Origin of the sequence: Natronosalvus halobius, assembly GCF_024138145.1 — an archaeon.
GTDB classification, from domain to species: Archaea; Halobacteriota; Halobacteria; order Halobacteriales; family Natrialbaceae; genus Natronosalvus; species Natronosalvus halobius.
Map to the genome: position 1 here is coordinate 3,170,532 of NZ_CP099997.1, position 20,660 is coordinate 3,191,191.

At 55.6% G+C, this 20,660-nt stretch carries 13 protein-coding genes; 6 read left to right on the forward strand and 7 right to left on the reverse strand.

Annotation, left to right across the window (positions count from 1 at the left end):
- Window positions 1–88 precede the first annotated feature (88 nt).
- Complete coding sequence (locus tag NGM15_RS15460; protein WP_253432842.1) at window positions 89–970, reverse strand: mechanosensitive ion channel family protein; 882 nt, start codon at window positions 968–970, stop codon at window positions 89–91.
- Window positions 971–1,174: 204 nt separating this feature from the next.
- Between NGM15_RS15460 and NGM15_RS15465 the strand changes: the two genes are divergently transcribed.
- A complete protein-coding gene (locus NGM15_RS15465) occupies window positions 1,175–1,339 on the forward strand; it encodes a hypothetical protein (protein WP_253432845.1) in 165 nt (54 codons plus the stop codon).
- A gap of 338 nt (window positions 1,340–1,677) precedes the next feature.
- Window positions 1,678–5,535 carry an ATP-binding protein gene (locus tag NGM15_RS15470; protein ID WP_253432848.1) on the forward strand — a complete coding sequence of 1,286 codons (3,858 nt, stop codon included), beginning with the start codon at window positions 1,678–1,680 and terminating at the stop codon, window positions 5,533–5,535.
- Window positions 5,536–5,775: 240 nt separating this feature from the next.
- Here NGM15_RS15470 and NGM15_RS15475 read toward each other — a convergent pair whose 3' ends face one another.
- Window positions 5,776–6,108 (reverse strand): DUF5789 family protein, encoded by a 333-nt coding sequence (locus tag NGM15_RS15475; RefSeq protein WP_425494485.1) that lies wholly within the window; start codon window positions 6,106–6,108, stop codon window positions 5,776–5,778.
- A gap of 1,287 nt (window positions 6,109–7,395) precedes the next feature.
- Between NGM15_RS15475 and NGM15_RS15480 the strand changes: the two genes are divergently transcribed.
- From NGM15_RS15480 to NGM15_RS15490, 3 genes are all read left to right on the forward strand, one after another.
- Window positions 7,396–10,788 (forward strand): M26 family metallopeptidase, encoded by a 3,393-nt coding sequence (locus tag NGM15_RS15480; RefSeq protein WP_253432852.1) that lies wholly within the window; start codon window positions 7,396–7,398, stop codon window positions 10,786–10,788.
- Between the two features lie 49 nt (window positions 10,789–10,837).
- Entirely contained in the window at window positions 10,838–11,218 is a 381-nt protein-coding gene (locus tag NGM15_RS15485; protein ID WP_253432855.1) for a hypothetical protein, read from the forward strand.
- Window positions 11,219–11,324: 106 nt separating this feature from the next.
- Entirely contained in the window at window positions 11,325–13,130 is a 1,806-nt protein-coding gene (locus NGM15_RS15490; protein ID WP_253432858.1) for an ABC transporter ATP-binding protein, read from the forward strand.
- Between the two features lie 38 nt (window positions 13,131–13,168).
- Here the strand turns inward: NGM15_RS15490 and NGM15_RS15495 are convergent, their stop codons facing one another.
- Window positions 13,169–14,593, reverse strand: coding sequence for a sulfatase-like hydrolase/transferase (locus NGM15_RS15495; protein ID WP_253432861.1), 1,425 nt, complete (start codon window positions 14,591–14,593; stop codon window positions 13,169–13,171).
- Between the two features lie 346 nt (window positions 14,594–14,939).
- On the opposite strand from NGM15_RS15495, the gene NGM15_RS15500 reads away from it, so the two are divergent.
- Window positions 14,940–16,145 (forward strand): CDP-glycerol glycerophosphotransferase family protein, encoded by a 1,206-nt coding sequence (locus tag NGM15_RS15500; protein WP_253432864.1) that lies wholly within the window; start codon window positions 14,940–14,942, stop codon window positions 16,143–16,145.
- A gap of 173 nt (window positions 16,146–16,318) precedes the next feature.
- Here the strand turns inward: NGM15_RS15500 and NGM15_RS15505 are convergent, their stop codons facing one another.
- The 4 genes from NGM15_RS15505 to NGM15_RS15520 all read right to left on the reverse strand — a co-directional run bounded on the left by NGM15_RS15505 (window position 16,319) and on the right by NGM15_RS15520 (window position 20,460).
- The gene (locus NGM15_RS15505) at window positions 16,319–17,110 is read right to left on the reverse strand and encodes an FkbM family methyltransferase (protein ID WP_253432867.1); all 792 of its coding nucleotides are present in this window, start codon (window positions 17,108–17,110) and stop codon (window positions 16,319–16,321) included.
- A gap of 204 nt (window positions 17,111–17,314) precedes the next feature.
- Window positions 17,315–18,037, reverse strand: a complete 723-nt coding sequence (locus tag NGM15_RS15510) for an NTP transferase domain-containing protein (RefSeq protein WP_253432870.1) — start codon at window positions 18,035–18,037, stop codon at window positions 17,315–17,317.
- A 196-nt stretch (window positions 18,038–18,233) separates the two neighbouring features.
- Window positions 18,234–19,157 (reverse strand): alkaline phosphatase family protein, encoded by a 924-nt coding sequence (locus NGM15_RS15515; protein ID WP_253432873.1) that lies wholly within the window; start codon window positions 19,155–19,157, stop codon window positions 18,234–18,236.
- A gap of 64 nt (window positions 19,158–19,221) precedes the next feature.
- Window positions 19,222–20,460 (reverse strand): glycosyltransferase, encoded by a 1,239-nt coding sequence (locus tag NGM15_RS15520; RefSeq protein WP_253432876.1) that lies wholly within the window; start codon window positions 20,458–20,460, stop codon window positions 19,222–19,224.
- Between the last annotated feature and the right edge of the window lie 200 nt (window positions 20,461–20,660).

The following is a 20,660-nucleotide window of genomic DNA, read 5'->3' on the forward strand; positions in this document are numbered from 1 at the left end:
TCAGAAAAGTCCATTATCGATGACTGCTATCCGAACCGTCCGTGTTCTAGTGGAAACGATGCCTCATCGAACCGCGGCAGGACGGGTGTCAGTCGTCAGCGGTCGTCTCAATTTTGCTGGCGTTCGTGACCTCGATGTCCCCGGAGAGTTCGGTGTTGGGATACGGCATGTCGAGTCCTTCGGCATCAAAGCGCTCCTTGACAGCCTCGACGAATCGTGCGCGGACCGCCCCGTAGCTGCTTTCCTCGGTGTTCATCCAGATCCGTCCCGAGAGCACAACAGCCGAGTCGCCCAGTTCCGTGACCGGAGCGGTCGGTTCGGGGTCGTCGAGCACGCCCTCGATGCGCGATCCTTCGTCGATGATCGCCTCACGTGCCTGCTCGATGTCGTCTTCGTAGCCGATGCCGAACTCGACCGATACCCGGCGCTCGTCGTTTGCTTCGTTGTTTATCAGGGCTGCACTCGCGAGGTCGCTGTTCGGTACGGTGACGAGCTGGTTGTCGAACGTGTCGAGTTTCGTGACTCGTAGCTGTATATCTCGAACAACGCCGGAGTTGTCGTCCCATTCGATCCAGTCGCCCGACTTGAATGGCTTGTCCTGGATGATGAACACGCCAGCGACGAAATTGGCGATCAGGTCCTGGGCAGCGAAGCCAATCGCGAGTGCGAGCGCACCGGCGAGGGTCGCGAACGCTGCCAGGACGACGCCGAAGCCGGCGACCGTTGCGGCCAGCGCGACCGCCACGACGGCGACCACCACAGCGGTCATGCTCACCGCGAGATCGATGAGTGTCCTGTCGAAGCCGCGGTATTCGAGACTGCTCTCTACTGCCTGCGTCATGAAATACTTCCCGAGCAAGTAAATGAGCGCGAATGCGACGACGAACAAGACGACAGTCGTAACCGCGCTGATAAGTGGTGGGACGTACTGCTGGGGATCGATAGGGATTGCCTGTTGGAGTGGTAGCATAGTGTATTCCTTTTGTCCGATGCAAGCTCCTGTTAAACAATTTGCTCTTCGACTGTCCTGATGTCCGCCATTTCTAACAGAAAATCGCTTTGTAAGCCACTCTAACTGTGACTCCACATCTATCCCTCGTTCGGACTGCTCGCCGTTAGCGAATCAGGAGTAATTGTCCCAACGTTTATTCGGGTTGCCAGCCTGTTATGAACAATGGATCTATTCAGGAAGGCCGGGGAGAAGTTCGAAGAAACGAAACAGTCGTTTATGGAAGGGAAGGAAACGCCGTACGTATGTCGCTCCTGTGAGGAGCCAGTGGACGATGACTACGATCACTGCCCTCACTGTGGCGAAGAGACGGTCGAACCGGTTGAGTGACCTCGCTGAGGGTACTAATTGGTTCCTCTGTAATCGGTCCATTAGTATTGTTGGATAACGGAGTAAGGATTCCCCTCGGGAAAGAGTGAGGCGTTGGATGGGTTGGAACGTAATTTTGAATCCACAAGTCAACGAGCCACGCTTATCGGTTGTGGTGACAGTCACACGAACTCGAATACGGATTTAATACGACCTACTCCAGTTACGGGGTATTGGAGTTACTCGAACACGGCCGCTCTATCGCTATCTTCTGAGTGACGACGCCGCGTTTGTTGGCGCTCCGTTAGCTATCAATGGCGACTGAAAAACACACTACGCCGCCTGCAGAGTCAATCTCGATGGGAGAAGACGCGGAGACGGGTTTTGAAACCGCCCCACAGGGTGATCTCGAGACATCCGTTGACAGCGATGATCGCCCGCCAGCGACGTCAAAAGAGAACGAGACGACAGACAGTTCGCTTCTGGAGACGCCATGTTCGCGAACGTACCTCGAGATCCGACCGTCGACGGACTCGCTGGAGTACGGTGCCGTTGCCCAGGCAATGGAGTTACTCTACAGGCGACTCGATGATCGGACGACAACAGGTGTGTTGAACTCGTTACGTGGCCGTTCGAACACGCCGGTCGTCGAGATGCTTCTCGTATCAGATGGGCACACGGATACGAGTATTCGGTATCTGATCGGGACAACAGACGACGACTTCCTCGATGATCTCGAAGGGATCTGTCGGACGGTCGTTCCGAACTCGTACGAACTAACGCGGGTCAAGTGGCATCCACGCGATCTCGAGGCAGTACTGAACGTTCCCAACCGCGAGTTAGACACAGAGTTCGATGAGCGAGTCTCCACGTCGGATCCGTTCGTCGCCGGTGTCGAGTATCGCGGCCGAGCCCAGTTACGCCGCGATTGGCTCATGCCGTTCAGGTCGTTCGACGAGTCGGACAATCGATCCTCAGCCCGGTCCAAACAGGAGTCTCGATCCACTGACTCACCTCGCGTTCCGCTTGCAACGCTCGTCGAAACGCTCTGTGAGAGTGACGTCCCGGTCATCTACCAGGTGGTCTGCCGACCGGCGGGCTCTCTGCAGCCGCTCGCAGACGAGTACCGATTCGAACTCGAGAGTGAGGTCGTCACGAGCGGTGATCGACTCTCTGCGTTCCTCTTTCCGCGACCAGTGCCAGAAGAGCGCACAGAGTCTCGGGAGATCACACCGGCATATCGAGACCGTCTCGAGGTGCTCAACCGTCGTGATCACAGACACGCGTTTCAGGCATCCGTCCGAGCGGTTGCACTCTCGAGGGACGACCCGGAGACGGTGACCAGGGTCGCACACAATCTTGCAGGGGCGCTGTCCCATCTCAGCGGGGATTTCCACGAGGTTACGGGCCACGTCATCACCGACGACGAGTTTCATACGGGTCTCACCCCACCTGGCACGCATCTGTACGAGGCACTCATCGATCGAACTTGTCTCGAGTCGACGTACGACGATCTCGGAAAACGCTTCCCGTGGAAGTCACACGAGAGCCCTGGAATCGTCGTTTCTGCAACGGAATTGCCTGTGTTCTGTCTGCTGGATGGTGGTGGCCTCACTGCACGCGGTCAGCGAGCCCTCGAGGCACGACATGCAGAGCGAACTGGACTCCCGCTTCCGGCCCCACAGCAACTCGCCCGATATACGGGGACTGGACAGGCGCTGTGCCGTCCCTTGACCGACGATCGACAGCCGACTGCACAGCGATTTGTCCTCCCGCCCGAGCTGCAAGACCGCCACCTGTTCATCGTCGGTGATACTGGCTCTGGGAAATCCGTCCTCACGACTGGGGCCATGCTGTCCAACACGACGGCCACAGCTGGCCCGGAGATCCTGTTCGACTACAAAGGCGGAGGCACGGCCGAAGAGTATCTCCAAACGCACTACGCGGCCGCTGGTGGCCTCGACAGCGATACCGTCCAGTACTTCGATCTCACGAAGATGCTCCCTGCGCTCTCGCTGTTCGACATCGGCCCACTCCTGGACGCGGGTCTCTCCCGAGAGGAGGCTCGATCACGGATCGCGGGGCACTACGAGGAGATTCTCGCGGGACTCCTGGGTGAAGAGCAGTACTATAGCGCCACCGAGTCGACCAAAGCCATCCGTAATCACCTACGGGCGTTGTACGACCCCATCCATGGTTCGGATGCGATCTCACACAAGGATCTGTACAGAGCGCTTCAGCGAACGCTGAGTGACCGATCACCACCGCCAACCTCAGACGAACGACTCACGGAGTACTTCGCAGGATTACTCGAGCGCGATCGCGACGTCTTCAATATGGTCCTCGGTGGTGCCGTTGCTCGAGTCGAGACGATTGCCACCGACGATCGACTGGCGCCGCTGTTCGATTACGTTCACATCGAGTCTTCAGACGTTGAGCACGGAGACACAGTCCAGGACTCTGGTCGTGAATCACGTTTTGAAGATGCAACACAGATGGAACTAGAACGTGAATCAGATCAGATTCGAAACCCACACTTCGATTTCATCGATGTTATCGACGACGACTGTGTCGTCATTTTCGACTTCGGTGGCATGGAAGAGCGAGTCAAGCGAGCGCTCACACTCGTCTTGCTCTCGAATATGTGGAGTGCGTTGAAAGCTCGTGCTGAAGCTCCGAGCACGCCAGCGAACCCACCGCAGGTCAACCTGTATCTCGAGGAAGCGAAAGACGTCGCGGCGACCCAGTTGGTGGATACGCTGCTCTCCCAGGGTCGGTCCTTCGGCCTCTCGATCATGCTGGGCGTCCAGTTTCCGAGCCAACTCGATTCACCCGATCCCTCGAATCAGACGTACGAAGAGGCGCTCAACGAGATCGGCACGCTCGTCGTCGGCAACGTCAGCATCGAAGACGACCTCGCGAAGACGCTGGCCACTGATGACGTCCCACCCCGTAAGGTAGCACGACGCCTCGCTGCGATTCGTCACGGGGAGTGGCTCATCCGCCCCGCTGCCGAATTTGGCGCCCCACCTGCACGACCGTTTCTCGGCCGTTCGTTATCGCCACCACGCGGCCATCCAGCGAGCGATGAACCACTTGCGGGCGAGCAAAAACGAGCCTTCGACGCGGCTTTCGAGTCCATCACCCTCGAGACCTGGAGACGCTCGGGGCTCGGTCACGAATCAGAACCAACACAGGCTGCTCATACGGGGTCACCGAACGATTCTGACGGAGACGAACCAGCGCACAGTGAATCGTCACTCCGTGTCGACTCACTCCTGCCACACACGAAGCGATTTCCTGACTGTGTCGTCTACGACGAAGCGATCGACGCACTCTGTTGTGCGTCCTGTGAGAACCGCTACGACCCAACGATCGAGGGGATGAAGCGAGCGATCGAGTGTTGTCACTCCCTCGAGGACGTCGACGCCGACGATATCCCGGTCTGTGAAATCAATCTCAAACTCACGCCAGCCGAGCGCGAAGCCTCCGAATGGAGTGATCGACAACTACTGTTCTTGCAGGCAGTCTACAACGCCCAGCAGCTGCGATACGATCCACTCGAGTACGACATCCTCTCCGACTCAATGCTCAGGCTCCAGGAGTACGTCGGGATCGAAAACGACGACATCACGCCACTGATCGAGGCAGACGTTCTTCGTCACGATACCGACCACCCACACCGGCTCTATACCGTGTCATCGGACGGTCGCGACGTCATTGGGGAGAGCTATCGCCTCGGCGTCGACTATGGCCACGGCGCTGGCGACCTCGAAGAGTCTAGTCAGCACGTCCTCGGCATCGAGGTGACTCGCCAGTATCTCGAGGCAGTGTATGCCCAGAGCGCTGACTCGAGCGTCACGGAGGTGATTCCATATTACGACCTCGACGACCAACACCGACTCGACCTCGCAGGTGTCGACGCCGATGGCGAGATCGTCGTCACCGCCGAAGTCGAACGGATCAACAACGATTATCACCGGGCCGTTCCCGAGGACTTCGATAAGATGGCTTCGTGCGAGCCTGACGAGGCTATCTGGGTGGTTATGAAACAGGCCGATGGTCACAAGGTACTTTCTGCGCTCAATGATCCTTTAGAGGGTGAGCCTCGTGTCGAGAAGACCTACGCCAAGACAACGCCACCCCAGCAGTTCCGCATCGATACTCCAGGGATGACCGCTGTCTACCCCGCAGACTGGCTTCGAGAGCAGTACTAATCGGCTCTATTGAAACCCTCCGCCAGTGATATGCTTAATCAGCCGTGCTGAATACAGTGCGCGAGTGTAACACTCGATGAAAGTCGATTACGAGGGGTGGTAATCGATCAGTACAGGGCGAGAATGTTGCACGAGATTCAATTCGGGTTTCGAATGTGGTGATCGGTCAGAACAGAGGAGGTACGTATTAGAGACAGGAATGCCCGACTGGCGAGATGCGGGGTGATTGGGACGTATTCATCAGCGACGTATGCGTCCCAGTATCCGGCTTCGAACGTCATCGGCGGAAACGTACGTTTGGTTGTCGGTTGGGCCAAGCACTTCATCTAGGGATTCCCATCCATCCTGCGTTTCGATTTCATAGTCGCCATAGGCCTCGATCAAGTCATCCGTCGTGGTTGGATAGTCATGGGTTTCGAGTGCTTCATCAAGGTCATCAAGCTGCTCAACAGCGTCGTTGCGCATCGGTTCGGCCTCATCGGCCCGGGTACGTGCTTCCTCAACTTCTCGCTCATGCTGACGTCGCTCTTCGTCATCTGCTTGTTTGTCCCGGCCCTGTTTATCATCTGCCATCGCGTGCATTAAGAGATCGATTCGGATAACGGTGTGGTCGCTCATCGGTGCGACCGCCTCCCAGATCCTCTGCATTTAACAGGCAACTTTCGCAATCTACTCAGGATTGTAGCAAAGCGTACTATTCGCGTTTCAAATAGCTCATAATCGGGTTCTACGTCCGGAAGAGTAGGTTTGGTCTCTGCTTCGAGAGTCGATTATGAAGATAGTCTAGGAAAGATTGCACGATGAGGTTCTCCCTCGAGTGTATGGCTTGTGACCCAATAGTCGAGTAAGTGGCCTCTCGAGGCGATTAGGGGACTTTCGCGTATGTTTTGATGATTGCTGGTGCTGATGAACGAGCAAGGACCGTTTCGTGATCGGTACTCGCTGCGTAGATGCAGAGCTCGAGGCATCAGACGTGCATAACCGGTTCGAGAAGCGCTCTATGGTGTTTTTACGTTCTCGGGAAGTGTCTCAACCTGTTCGGCAATTTCAGTACTGTCTAGCACCCCAAAACCGATAGCAGAGGACCGATTATGAAATTTTGAATCGTGTCCTGGACGGTCACACGCTCGACTCGAGTGGGTGAGTGAGATCCCTGTAGAGAAGGCTCTAAACCAGCGAATCCAATTTCGTGGAATGGATCTGAGACGCTCTTCATAGCGATTCTCTTCCTGGTGACCGCCAACCCGAAAAACGCAAGACAGAAACCGATTATGAACTTTTGAGAGCGTGATTTCTCCCTCTTTTCGGGTCACTCACTTTGCCCTGCTCACGCCCACCTCTGTCCTGGACGCTATCTCGAGCGATAACCTCCTACTCCAGGATCTCTTCCTAGGTTCGTCCATAGATCACCTCTACACACATCTTCCGGACAGTTGTCGTGGTTATGATCAGGAAATGTTCTGGCCAATACCGTGATCCGCGAGGTTCAGAGTTTCTTTTTGACCTCCATGTAGAGTTTTGGGTGGAGATTCCTCCTCTCGTCAACAAAGTCATACAAGATGTCTGTAGCCGCTGCAGACGCCAACACTCCATCATTGTCCATTTGAGCAAGAGCATGACTACCCACAAGCGTTCGATACCATGACTTCGGGTGATCTCGAGTAGCTCTCGCCGTTTGCCAGCAGCAGCCCTCCTCATCCTCAGTGACTAAGATTCGCCTCGGCATCGACGGCCACCAGAACTAAGCACAAATGAAAGAAGAAGCGAATAATCAATGGACGTACAGAGGGAGTACGAGACGATGTGTGACTGTAGCAAACTGCGACCTAACGTTCTGTATTGCCGGTGTGGGGGACGTCGATGACGGACTTTCAGATGGGCCGTCGCGACGTGCTCAAAGCAACCGGTGCCGGAACGGTGCTAGCCTCCAGCGGGCTCACGAGCGGAACGGCGACTGGAGAGACCAGGGCCGTCTCAACTGGATTAGACATTACGTTCGTGGAGGCGAATCCGGACGCGGGATTCAATTACCCGTATTATCTCTATGCACCCGCGATTGACGACAATCATGAGCGGCCAATTCTGGTCGAACCGAACAACACTGGACGAAATACTGATGACTTCGAGGTTCATCGAGAATCGGCCGAGCGGCTGATCGAATGGCGATCGACGGCGTTCAGCGATTCGCTCGGCGTTCCGATGCTCGTCCCAGTGTTTCCTCGTCCTCGCTCGGAACCGGTCGACTGGACGCATTACATCCATGCGCTCGACACCGAGACGATGCAGATCGAGTCCGGGGACCTACACCGCGTCGACCTCCAACTTATCAGTATGATTGAGGACGCAAAGGCGAAACTCGCTGATCACTCGATTCCGGTCGCTGACGACATCCTCATGAACGGGTTTTCGGCGTCCGGGAACTTCGTCAACCGATTCACGGCACTGCATCCCGAACTGGTCCGATCCGTCACCGCCGGCGGGATCAACGGAACTGCGATCCTCCCACTGTCAAAAGCGAGCAACCACACGCTAAACTATCAGATCGGTGTTGCCGACCTCGCGTCACTCGTCGGCGAGGAGTTCGACGAAGGGGCCTGGGCGGAGACGGCCCAGCTGGTCTACATGGGTGGCGACGACGAGAACGATACGATTCCGTACGGCGATGCCTGGAACTCGAGGCAGCGAGATATCGCGCTCGAGGTATACGGCGAGCACATGCAGGAAGATCGGATGCCGTACTGTAAGTCCGTCTACGACGAGGCCGATGCGACCGGCCGAGTGACGACGTATCCGAACGTCGGTCACCGGCCGATCGACTCCGAGATCATCACCTTTCACCGTAAGCGCGTCGTCCCGCACTCCGTCGCGTTCTCGACGCCACCGGCTATCGGCGCGACGACCGTTCACGTGCACGCGCTAACGACCGAATCGTCGACCTACGACGTCCGCGTGTTCGACGAGACCGGGAGCGACAGTACGGTCGATCCGGCGACACTCGAGCCCGAAAGGGAGTTACTGACGGCCCTCGAGTTGTCGGAATCCCTGGTCGCAGGCGATACGATCGACGTCGCGCTTTTAGAATCGGGACAGACCGATCCCGAGCAGGCACTAGCCAGCGAGACGGCCACGGTAATGGGTCGGGTCGAACTAGTCAAGGCGCCGGTTGCCGGCGAATCGGAGGTCACCGTCGAGTACGAACTCGCTGCGTCGTACGACCCGATGAAGACGCCGACGCTCCGGCTCGACACCGAGCAAGGCGGGGCGTCCGTGATGCGGGCGCTGGAACCCGGTGAGGACGGGATCGATACGTTCGAGGTGTCCACCGACGCAAACGGCGTTCCGTTCGAACAGACCAGGGAGGTCGTGGCGAGGATCGTCGACAACGACCCCCACGGCATCGATCCGATCGCCGTCGACACGGAGACGGTCAGCACGCCGGACGACCCGGCGGTTTCGGTCGAAACGACCGCCGACCCAGCCGTCCTGAGCGGTGACGAGGTCGTTGTCGACGCACGAGTTCGAACGCTGGGCGGCGATCCGAACGACCTGGACGAGGCGCTCGTCACCTTCTCGATCGACGGTGACGTCGTGAGCGATGAGCCGATCGCGCTCGAAATCGGCGAGTACCGGACAGTGTCTACGGTCATCGAAATAGATTCGTCCACGGACGCGGACGAACTCACCGTCACGGCCAGCGTGGAAGGCGAATCCGACGCAGCCGCTGTGGTCATCGCGGAACGACCGGCGCTCGGCAACGGGACGAGCGAGGAGCCGTATCGGATCGAAAACGGTCGAGAACTGGCGTACGTTCACTTCGAGATGGACGCTCACTACGAGGTGGCGTCTGCTATCGACCTCTCGGGCTACACGAGCTTCTTCTCGCTTGGTCGTTCAGCAAATTCATTTTCGGGCACGTTCGACGGCGCCGGCCACGAGATCAGTGGACTGACGATCGACTCGACGGACGACGCCGTCGGGCTGTTCAGCGAACTGCACGGCGGCGAAATCCGGAATCTCCGCCTGGTCGATGCGACCGTCACCGGCGGCGATTTCGTCGGTGGTCTCGTCGGAATCGGTAACGGACTGGGGACCGTCTCGACGGTTCGCGTGTCCGGAACGATTGCGGGCGAGTCGGATATCGGGGGGCTCATTGGGGGAACGATGACCGGCCGCAACGATTCGAGCGAGATCGAGATCGACCGCGTCGCCGTCGATGCAACGGTCGTCGGCGACCGCAAAGTCGGCGGCCTCCTCGGACAGAGTTCGGGCGATTCGATCTCCCAATGCTACGTACTCGGCGAACTCGAGAGTACGTCGGCCGTCGGCGGGCTGATCGGCCACGAAGCATTCGACGCGACGCTCGTCGAGTCGTACGCAGCGGCCACCTTCGAGAGTTCGGGTGGCGGTGGCCTGATCGCGACCGGAAGCGATCCGACCGTCGTCGATTCCTACTGGGATAGGGACACGACCGGACGAAATACGTCGATCGGGGGTGGTACCGGCTTGTCGACCGAGGAGCTGACCGGTGAGGCCGCGGCCCGTGAGTTGGATGGCTTCGACTTCGACTCGAGCTGGACCGTGACCGACGGGTATCCGATACTGAGTTGGGAGAGTCGTCTCAGGATCGCGGCGGTCGAGGCGCCTGCGTCGATAGAACCCGGCGATCCGTTCGTCGTCTCCGTAACCGTGACGAACAACGGTGCTACCACAGAGGACGATGCCGTCGCACTTACCTTCGACGAGGAGGTGGTCGAGTCTCTCGCGATTTCTCTCGACCCTGGCTCGTCGAAGACGGTCGAGTTCGATCTCGATACAAGCGACCTCGAACCCGACGAGTACGACTATCTTATCGAACTGGATCAACACGGCGTGTCACGAACGGTCGCCCTGGTCTCCGACGACGAACCGGATGGTGAGGATGAGCCGGGTGAACCGGACGAATCAGGTAACGAGGACGAGACGGATGACGAAGACAAATCAGGCGACGGTGACGAGCAGAATGGCGACGACGAGACGGATGGCGAGGATGAACCAGATGACGAAAACCAACGTGACGATACTGACGGGGATGACGACAACCCAGAACCGAGCAACGGCTCTCCGAACAACGATTCATCCGACTCCGGTGGTGCTGACGATCGGGAGGCTGAAGACGGAATGCCCGGCTTTGGGATCGTAAGCGCGGTCGGAACCATGGGAGGACTCGGCTATCTACTCAAACGTCGCCTCGAGGACGCCGACGAAACGGAGTGACGACCGGGTTCGTTCGACATTCTATCCATCTTTCAAAACGACCGAACGAGTGGCGGGCTACGTCATCGTCACCAACGACGATAGAACGGTTCGTTCGGGGAGTACACACGAACAGCTCCTCCAGGAGAACGGAACTGCTCCAGGACTCGGTCACTACCAGGCAGTGTTCCTATCGGACTCGAGTGCGGCCTACGCGGTCGTCCCCGGGGCAACGATCAACGCGACCGTCTCACCGAACGAGGAGGTTTCGGTGCGGACGACCGTCGATGTGGACGGCCAGTCGCTCGAGTACGAGCGGGTCGTTGAAGCGGATGGAGAGAGACGACTTCAGGTCACCGTGGCCTATCCAGGGACGTACGACGTCGGGGGTCAGAGTGTGGCGGTGTCGCAGGCAGACGTCGGGTCCGGTGAGACGGTCGTCGTCGAGTAAGGATACGTTTCTCTAGCCGGTCACCTGGACTCGGCTAGCCTTAGTGGTAGTATTCCGACGAGGTTATAACCGCCTGTGGATGAACACTGTGTAACTACACGTCCATATGTCATCTTCTGATTCGGAACGCGTTTCGAGACGCGCCAAACTCGAAGCCCTCCTCGACGTGGCCCGATACAACCCGAAGTTCGCCGCCGTGATCGTCGTCCTCGGTCTCGTCGCGGCTGTCCTCGAGGGTGTCGGCCTGAGCTTCATCCTGCCGATCATCGAACTCGTCCAGGTCGACGATCCGACGGCGGAGGCCGACGGCCTCATGGGGGCGTTCGTGATGGCATACGATACCCTGGGGGTTCCGTTCACGCTCGGCTATATCGTCGTCGGCGTGGCCGCGGTAATGACTGTTCGCTACACCACGAGCTTCGTCGTCGCGTGGTTTCGTGAAGCGCTGCGGACGTACTACATTCGGGATTTGCAATTGCGGGCGTACGACAACGCGCTGGACGCGAAGGTCAGTTACTTCGACGAGGAAGGCTCGGACGACATCCTGAACGCGATCGTGACCCAGACGACCTACGCAGGGCGAGTGATTCAGCGGGTTGTGAAACTACTCGAGATGGTCTTTCTCTCGCTTGCGTATCTCGTCATTGCGCTCGTCATCTCGCCGATGTTGACGGTGTTTGCGGCTGGTATCCTCGGCTTTTTGACCGTGTTTCTTCGACGAGTCGTCGAACCGGGATACGCCGTCGGCGATCTGGTCGCCGAGGCCAACGAGCGTCGGCAGGAAGCGGCACAGGCGGGAACACAGGGGATTCGGGACGTTCGACTCTTTGGACTCGCAAGTGAGTTACGAGAGGACTTTAACAACGCGATCGATCAGTTCACGAGCGCGCGGATTACCCTCCGGCGAAACGAGGCAGCGATCAACAATTTCTACAACCTCGGCGTTGCAGTGTCCGTATTCGTCCTTATTTACCTCGCGCTGACGTTCGCTGATCTCTCGGTTGGCGCGCTCGGCGTCTTCCTCTTCGCGATGTTCCAGCTCGGGCCGAAAGTGAGCCATGTAAATACACTATTCTACCAGGTCGAGAACGATTTGCCGCACCTGGTTCGAACGCAGAACTTCATCAAGGACCTCGAGACCCGGCAGGAACCCAACGAACCGACTCGAGCGGTTCCCGCAGAGGTGACGGATGTCGAGTTCGACGATGTCCACTTCTCGTACGACGACGAGGAGCAGGTGCTTCGCGGCATCGACTTCACCGTCGAGAAGGGCGAGTTCGTCGCCTTCGTCGGCCAGTCCGGTGCCGGGAAGTCGACGATCGTCTCCGTGCTCGCCCGGTTGTACGAACTGGACCAGGGAGAAATTCGAGCGAACGGCATTCCGATCGACGAGATGGACATTTCGGAGTGGCGCGACCACGTCGCCGTGGTTCGTCAGGATCCGTTCATCTTCAACGACACGCTCGAGTACAACCTTACAATCGGCAACCGGGACGTCACTCGAGAGGAACTGGATCGGGCCTGCGAGATTTCGAAGGTCGACGAATTCTTTGGGGAACTACCCAACGGGTACGACACCATGCTCGGCGACGACGGCGTTCGGCTGTCGGGTGGACAGAAACAGCGGGTGGCGCTGGCTCGAGCATTACTGCAAGATGCTGATCTGCTGGTGCTCGACGAGGCGACGAGTGACCTGGACTCGAACCTCGAGCAGGAGGTTCAGGCGGCCATCGAGTCCATGGATCGAGACTACGCGATGATCGCTATCGCTCATCGCCTGTCGACGGTCGAGAATGCCGACCGGATCTATACCGTGGACAATGGGGAGATCGTGGAGGCTGGAGAGCACCGCGACTTGATCGACAACGGTGGACAGTACGCGAACCTGTATGCGATTCAGTCGGGCCAATAACGAATCGGCCAGACATCTACTCTCCCTTCGTCGACTGGCTATATGTAGCCGAGATCCGCTAGCCGGCGTTGGGTACTTTCAGCCATCCCTTCTTCTATTCCTTGTCTCGTGTCCGCTGCCACTGCTTGTTCTTTATACGTCGTAATATCGGTCGAGAAATGATCGAGCGCCCACTCGGGCGGGTTTTCTTCCCGCTCGATCTCCGTCTGGGAACTGGGTGTGTCGGGGTCGAGCGCGTACCATCTGACGGATCCTAACGAATCCCATTCGACTTTGGTCCCATCTCGATACGCACAACGGATCATCCGATCCCAGTACTCGATCTGTTCTTCATCGACATTTTTCCGATGGGCCGAACAGATCCCGATTACTTCAGCGGCGATCGTTTCATCGAAGACGTCCGGCGTTTCGTTATTCGCGAGTCCAACCAGTAGTTCTGGGAGTCGGATGTGACTAAATAGACCATCCTCAAGCTCGTCATACCCCTCTGGAGCGTTGACAATCACAAAGGGGACGTGGAGCAACCCCTCCGAAACACTGCTCGTGTGTTTGACGAGGTACTCTTCGTCCGGGTACCCGAAATTCTCGCCGTGGTCGGCAGTGATAACGAACGTCGTCTCTCGGGTGGAGTTCGCCTGAATGTAATCGATGTATTTCGCCACCATCCGGTCAACGTAGTCCACTTCTGCTGCGTGGAGTTTCCTCAGCGAGGTATAAACGTCATTGAACTTCGATTTGTCGTCGCCCAAGTGTATCTCCCATGTCTTGAAACGTCGTTCCCAATCCGCAGGCAGGCCATGGAGGCTATTGTCATACCCCAGTCGCGGATGCCGGGGTGCGTGCGCGTCCATTATGTTCGCGAAGAGGAAAAACGGCTCGTCGAGGCTTCCAAATTCCCGTTTTGTCTCTCTGAGGATGCTTTTTGCCCCATCATCCAGGGGCCGGGGGATACCAAGATTCGGCAAAGCAGATTGAAGCTGACTCATGATACCGTTCGAGATACTCTCAAGTGGGTGCTCGTGAGTGATGGCTGCACGAAAAAACTGCGGATATTTTCTCAGACTTTCTGAATCGTGCTCCTCGAGCCACTCAGAGACTCGAATGCCGTTGTTGAACAGCGTCCCCCGATAAATATCGACGAACGAGTCGAACAGCACGTCGAAACCGAAATCAGAACTCGCATACGAGTTTGCAGAGACGCCAACGGTGGAATATCCCGGGAGTTCCGAGAGGAATGTCTCTGATATCTCGAGATCCGCATAGGTGGGATTATGGGAGTGGTAGCCGTGCTCTGATGGAAACTTCCCGGTAAACATGCTCCCGTGACTGGGAAGACTCCAGCAACTAGCCGCTCTCGCCTGGGAAAAGGTCACGTCTGCCCGTTCTTGAATACGGGTGGCATACCGGTCGAAGAAGTCCTTTCGAGCCGTATCGACACAGATGAGAACGATATTTCGATCCATGTACGCTATATCTTCACAATGGAAAATAGCTTTATTGATCCACATAATCCTATGAACTTCACACATTTTTTAATATTCTATTGGAAATTGAGGAGGGGAACAGGTAATTGACGCCAATTCTGACTTCTGGTGTGATCTGGTTGTATCACCTGTCCCGTGAGTCAGGGATCACGGTACGAGTTAACGTAATCAATCAACGACCGCACGAAGCGCTGTGAAACAAATTAGCCCATCTCGTCTCGAGAGTCGAAACGATATCCTGAGTTCGTCTCGCGAAGACGCCCTCTCATTCACCTCGAGAACCCGACCAAAAGGTATAGTTACAGGCTGTTGAAGCGATACGTAGATGCAAGAAATTCGTAGAGCGATAGAAATCTATAATCAGGAGGGGGGGAAAAAATTACTAATCGATTCGAAAGATTACCTCGTAAGACAACTATCCGTTATTGTGTATGTCATCACGTACGTGGCGTCAATGTTTTTTGAAAAAGATGACTCGATATGGCTGTTTACGAATCACGCACGTAACGCTGGCTTCTCCGATAATGGTAAGTACCTATACCTTTACCTGAACGAAGAGACAGACGAACGGGCAATCTGGCTCACCTCTAGTAAAGAAGTGCACGATGCGCTAAACGCTCGAGGATATGAAGTCTACCGCTCTGATAGTTGGAAAGCGAGGTATCTTCGCTTGAAAAGCAAATACATCGTCACCACGACCACATTGGGACTCGTCGAATGGGCGTACTACGGGGGTTCAACCATTATTCAACTTTGGCACGGCGTTCCTTTGAAAAATCTCAACCTGACCGGTCACCACGAACCAGTACACGATCTGAAAGAGAAATTATTGAAATACGATTTTCTCGTAGTCAACTCTGAGTTGACGGAACAATACCTGAAAGAAACGAAGCGATATACGAAAGCCATCTATGCTGGCTATCCAAGGAACGATGTCTTATTGAAGGACATCCCTAATTCCTCTCTCGGAATTCCTGTAGAGACCAATGATCTACTCGAAGAAATCGGCAATTCGGAGACGATCATCGGTTACTTCCCAACGTGGCGGAAATACGAGGTGAATTACGATAATTTCGAGTACGATCGGTTCGACGAATTTCTCGAAGAGAACGATGCTCACTTCCTCTACAAGCCACACAGGTACATGGAGGTGAACATCGATGACCAGTATGATCGGATTCACTTGCTGCCTGCATACGGCGATATCTATCCGCTCCTCGAGGAATTCGATATCATGATCACGGATTATTCTTCTATCGTATTCGATTATCTGCTCCTCGACAACCCCGCTATCTTCTACCCGTTCGATTTCGAACTGTACGAGAAGGAACGTGGGTTTCACCTGGATTATGATGAGTTCACCCCCGGGCCGAAAGCGTACGATTTCGCCTCCCTGCTACAGACTATCGAAGAATGCATCGACGAGGATGAGTATGGGGAGCGGAGACGAGACGTGAGAAGGAAAATCCTTCAGGGAAAGAATCCACACGCATGTGAACACATATACGAGACTATCAAAAGCGAGTCCTGAGTTGATTGGAGAAGAATTGCAACTATGTTATACTTTCAACTGCGGACTGATGCAACAATGAGGGCTCATCTCACGGCTCAACTCGTGTGTTTGTAGCCACTGTCGGTCTCCAGAGATTATGTTCCGAGACGCTCGACCTGCATCGGCTGCTGAGACGTACTCCTTCACCTATTTCATTTGATTACTGCGCGCAGAAGATACGTAGGCGTATACGCTTCTGTGCTGATCGACGGGTTTCGAATGTCCGCTGACCAGCTCGCTGTTAGCGATCGGTGATTCATCACAGATAATTCATACCCTAGCTCCTGGAGATACTCGAGAAGATCCGTTTCAGCAGCCCCGAGTAATTCGGGATGAACCTCTATATACAATCTTGGCCGTGCTGTCTCCAGTGTTTTCTCGAGTCCGTAAAGCGCATCCAGTTCGGCACCTTCTATATCCATCGTGACTATGGAAGGAGACGGCTGAATTTTTGCGTAACTATCAACAGAGAACGTTCCATCCGATCCGTCCCCAACGCGGACCTGGGTACGGTTCGATTCGGGACTGTTCAGCTTGCAGAACCTCACACGTTTCCAGTTCATCTCGAAAAGATGAATATTTTTAGAGGGAATTGAAAGCGATTCCCCAACTTTCGCATTATAGCCATATCCCGCTCCGATGTCATACAGAACGTCGTTCTTATCGGAAATGCTTGCTAACTCCCTCACTAAGCCCGGTTCGTAACCGCCCTCTCTCCCGGATTTCGTCACTAACACGCCGCTCGAATAGTCTGGCACGAGTAGGACGAATTCACCTGCGGCTGTTTCGAATCGTAGTTTTTTCTTCTCCATGTGCCGAACCTGGAAGTCCCTATACAGCGATGATTTTTTCAGGTGAGTAAAATACGTGTTCAGTCCGATCTGTTTGGCAGTCACTTTGAGTGGCTTTGGGACCGAATTTTCAATTCTTCCCAGTGGATCCATGAAGTAGATCACGACGTCTCGCCTTAAGGGTGTAACACTGGTTTTTCAGTATCTGGTAGATTCTTCTCGTTACGTCTCGCTTGGAGCGCCCCGTCACTGAGGAGAAAGGACTGTTGTGAACGCAGCTGGCTGTTGAGGTCTCTTTCGTCTCAATTACGCTATTTCTGACGTTGATTTCCATGGAAAGACCGAACCTTGCACGAGTCAATCTGTATTCAAACCTGGTCTATCCACCATCCACTGGCGGGCTACTTTACGCCTTGCTTGCTGTAGATGTTCCGGCGTATTTATCTCCGCATGGTCTCTTTCCGCTATTTTTATCGGTTTTGTCGGTATCTGTGGGAATATTATTGGGAACCACTCGTCACGGTTCTCCGAAAGGATATCCTTCGCCGTTTCGATGTGGGCCTGGTTTAAAATGAATATGCCTGCCTCTTGATGTCCACGAATGGCTCCGTAATCGACGATGTTCTGTTCTTCATCCCATGTGACCGCCGTCATCTCGTCTTGCACGCCCTCGATCACGGTTGCTGCGCTGTGATCGTCGAACGCTTCCTTTTCGAACTGCTCAACGACGTTCTCGAGCATCTCGTGTCTGAATATCACGTCGCCACAAACGAGCAAGAGGTCATCGTCAATATCCAACTGATCTAGCGCGAAATAACACGATCCGCCGTTCTCGTGTTGGCGCCATCCACTGTAATAGTGAAGATTGACGTCATCACCATCTATTGGGGCCTGATCAACGGTCTGCTCGTCGAACCCGTGTCCTAATATTACGTGAATGTCATCGACCACCGCTGAGAGAACCGCTAGCTGAATATCACAGATCCGCCGTCCATCTATATCGAGAAACCACTTTGGGAGCTCTCGGGTGTGATTCTGCATCCTGCTTCCTCTCCCTGCAGAAAGTATGATGGCGTCCATTAGTGAATATTCTCCTCCCACGATCCGCTTTATCAATCTTTGTGAGACGAGGGAGGCGAAATGGTAGCTTACAAAAAACGCTGGGACATCGCTCGAATCTCTGCTTCCATTAGCGGTAGCCTACTCGAGAATCACTACCCAATTCCGTTTTCGGTGGAGGATGCAGGAGTCCGGTCTGCTATTTGCCAACCCCCTCCTATGACAAGTATCCCAAGTTTTCAAGATGTCCTTCTACGTCCCTGGACTGGTCTCTTTCCTCGAGCGTGGGCTCGTATTCGCCGGTATCTTTCGCAACCGTCGTCGCCCACGGGACTCGTTTGATCTTCGGGTGGGGAATCGCCATCGGATGCCGATTAATCCCCCACTCGCCGAACGCCTCCCCGTGATCGGCGCTTATTGCTACCTCTTCTGCATCGATACTCTGGATCAAAACCGAGACTTCGTCGAGGACCAGCCGAAGGTTATCGAGATACGCAGCCCAGACGGTCTCAAAGTCGCCACCGTTTTGCAAATAGGTCCACGGTCTTTTTTCGTAGTCGTAGAGTTCCCCTCGTCCCTCGGCGTCGGCGTTGGCGACGTACGGTTCGTGAGGCTGGCTATAATGAACGACTAAGCGGTCTGGCTCGTGATCCCTCGCGTGCGTAATCGCTCGATCCGTTACGTGTCGTGGTCGGACGTGGCCGTGTTCCGGTTTCGGCGCGTATTTCCACACCTGATCCAGTTTTAATAAGTCGCGCTCGCTAAGCGTCGACCAATTCGTCCACGCAAACCTGCGATCGTGGCCCGGTAGCATGCCCTGACACAGGATCGGTTCGTCGAATCCGTTCGCCGAAACGTAGATGGTTTCCGCTACTTCCTCGCGATACTCGTCGACGAACGTACACGCTATCCATTCGCTCGAGGTACTTCCCACGGACGTCATCGCGTCGATGTCGGAGAGAAAGTCGTACTCCGGTGCGACCTCGCGAAGCGCATCTACTCGACACGTGTCCAATAATACGAGCACGTCCCACTCCCGTTGGAATACGTTCGTCCCTATCGGGTAGCGGGAGAACGCGGATAGAGCTGCGCTGAGATACACATCGTATCCCGCTGAGACCAGCCTCGACCGTATCGACATCAGGCCGTCCCCCACTTCAGTTGGATTACCGCTGTCGACGAGTTGGTTCTACTTCTGGACATCTCTAGCTATATCGAGAGGTAATCGACTGGGGCGACCGCCCCCTGATCGCTTCTCGATAGATCTCTACCAACCGATCGTTGAGGATTTCCTTATCGAAATTCCGTTCCACGTGTTCTCGCCCGGCGTCCCCCATGACGAGCCGCCTGGACGGATTCCGAACGAGCCGTTCTAACCCGGCAGCAATTCTATACGGGTCGCGTGGTGGCACGAGAATTGCCGACCGCCCTGACTCGACTGCTTCCGGTATTCCGCCTACATTCGAAGCGACGACAGGAAGTGAACACGCCTGGGCTTCGAGGAGGACTTTTCCAAACCCCTCCCGTACGCTGGGCAGTAAAAAGACGTCCGCGTTCTGTAACTCGAGCACTACTTCCTCCTGATTCTTCGCGCCACAGAGGGTGACGATGCTTCCGAGCTGTCTTTCTGCTATCAGTCGTTCTAGCTGTGCTCTTTTCGGCCCGTCTCCGACGATCCGATACTCGATTTCGACGTCGGGCACTCGAGTGGCGAGTTCCTCAATCGCACGTATACCGTACTCGTGGCCCTTCACTTCGTGGATCCGTGCGACCGTCAGTATCGTTATTCGATCCGGATCTGGGTCTCGCTTTTTCGCTCGAAATTTTTCCGTATCGATACCGACGTGATGGACGATGACCTGGTCCCGTTCAGCCCCAAATTTGATGAGTTTCTCTCGAGCGAACTCGCTATTCGCGAGGAGTTGATCGCAAGATTCAAAGAGTTCGTGGTAGATCTCGCTGCCTCGTTCCTCACCCTCACGAAGCCCCACACCGTGAAACGAGGTGACGAACGCATCGAACTCGCCGTTCTTGTACAGCTTCGCACCGATCCGGCCCGATTGTCCGAAATGAGCGTGGAGCACGTCGAGATCTGCATCCAGGATTGGTGGCGCCTGATAGGCGAATTTCCCGGCGATCATCGGCCCCTGTCTAAAGGCGAGGTCGAAAAAACTGCCTAGACACGGGGGGTATTTTTCGAGAAGCGTGAGCAATGTTCGAGGCAGTCCGAGGCCCGCGAGTAGTAACGAATCTGGTGGGCCAGTGTACGTGATATATTGGTCTAACTGGTATTCCTCGAGTTCGCCGTGTAGAACCGAGTCACGCGAAGGGCGAGCGGGAAAGATTGAGACAGAATGCCCCCGGTCGATCATTCCCGTTACCTGATCAGTTATGAACGTCTTCGACGTATTTGGGTACACCACCGGCATCACGCCGATTTTCATAGAACCCGGGATGGGAGTTGTGGGCTTAATTATTTCAAGCCTACTCAACCCCTCCTCCTGTATTGGTCGTGCTTTTACTCTGTATGGCGGTCCTGGACGGACTGGCCTGGCGGCTTCTTTTAGTTTACAGATTAATGAGCATATGTCAGGAGCAAAGGGATAAGATAGTCTACCCGGCTTCCGTTCTCAACTAGAGTTCC